We start from the raw sequence: 1,325 nt of genomic DNA, 5'->3' as shown, positions 1-1,325 counted from the left end.
CCCTCGCGACCGGCAATGGGGCCTTTTACGCACAGGGCCGGTTGACCCTTTCGGGTGCCTAGTGCCTATGCCTCTGCCGTGATGGTTGACAATATGCTGGCGCACGACGCCCAAGGGGGCATCGGTGCCTTTAACGAGAAACGCGCCCCCCAATGGCAGGATGCCTGACCCATGACACCGAACCCCTATAACTCTGATCTCGACCGCAACCCCGCAAACCACCAACCCTTGACGCCACTCAGTTTTCTGGAGCGTGCGGCGACCGTGTTCCCGGATCATACCGCGATTGTGCATGGGCCCCTGCGGCGCAGCTATGGGGCCTTCTATAACCGTTCACGCCAATTGGCCTCGGCGCTGAGCGTGCATGGATTGGAGCGCGGCGATACTGTCTCGGTGATGCTGGCAAACACACCCGCGATGCTGGAATGTCATTACGGTGTGCCGATGTGCGGCGCGGTGCTGCATTCGATCAACACCCGGCTTGATGCCGGGATCATCGCGTTTCAACTTGATCACGCGATGGCGCGGGTGGTGATCGTGGACCGCGAATTCATGCCGCTGATGCAAGAGGCTCTATCGCCCGCCAAAGTCACCCCACTCCTGATCCAATATGACGATTCCGAATTCAGCGGGCCAGAAATCGCAGCCACAGCACAAGATTGCGAAGCGTTCCTGTCCGCGGGCGATCCGTCGTTCGAGTGGCTGATGCCAGAGGATGAATGGGACGCGATTTCCATCAATTACACATCCGGCACCACCGGCGACCCCAAGGGCGTGGTGTCCCATCACCGCGGGGGGTATCTTTTGGCGCAGGGCAATGCCCTGACGCCGTCGATGGCCAAGCATGCGGTCTATCTCTGGACCCTGCCGATGTTTCACTGCAATGGCTGGTGTTTCCCCTGGACCCTCTCTGCCATCATCGGCACACACATTTGCCTGCGCCAAGTGCGGGCAGAACCAATCTGGGAGGCGCTTGCGCAAGAGCGGGTAACACATCTCTGCGGCGCGCCGATTGGGTTGTCGCTTTTGATCTCTGGCCCCCGAGACGGTTAAAGTTTCCTTGTTGCTCCCGCTGCATGTTTTTCCCCCGGGGCCCCCCCCCCGGGGCCGGTTGGTTTGGGGGCGTTCCGGGGGGTCGATGCCGACAGCTCCCCGATCCGGTTTCGGGCCTTTTTCCCCCCCTCTGCCGATCTTGAGACGCTGAGCGCCACCTATGTCAGCGCCGGTGACGTCATTCCGCGCAACGCGCCGGGCTGGTTTGAGTGTTTCGATGCCGCGGCCATCGCGCAGGCGCTGCGCGACGGGACAGCGCGCGCCTATCTGGG

At 61.9% G+C, this 1,325-nt stretch carries 1 protein-coding gene and 2 pseudogenes; all 3 read left to right on the top strand.

Annotated elements, in window-relative coordinates; all coding sequences use genetic code 11:
• Window positions 1-168, top strand: a pseudogene (locus HEP69_RS23605) (enoyl-CoA hydratase); the annotation flags it as partial.
• A gap of 3 nt (window positions 169-171) precedes the next feature.
• Window positions 172-1,035 (top strand): annotated as a pseudogene (locus HEP69_RS23600) (AMP-binding protein); the annotation flags it as partial.
• A gap of 81 nt (window positions 1,036-1,116) precedes the next feature.
• Window positions 1,117-1,325, top strand: a 209-nt coding sequence (locus HEP69_RS23595) for a DUF6446 family protein (RefSeq protein ID WP_290560957.1), incomplete at its 3' end; no start/stop codon positions are given.

This window comes from Aestuariivita sp., assembly GCF_021404545.1.
In the GTDB taxonomy this organism is placed as follows: Bacteria; Pseudomonadota; Alphaproteobacteria; order Rhodobacterales; family Rhodobacteraceae; genus Aestuariivita.
This window is presented reverse-complemented; position numbering and strand designations above follow the sequence as displayed.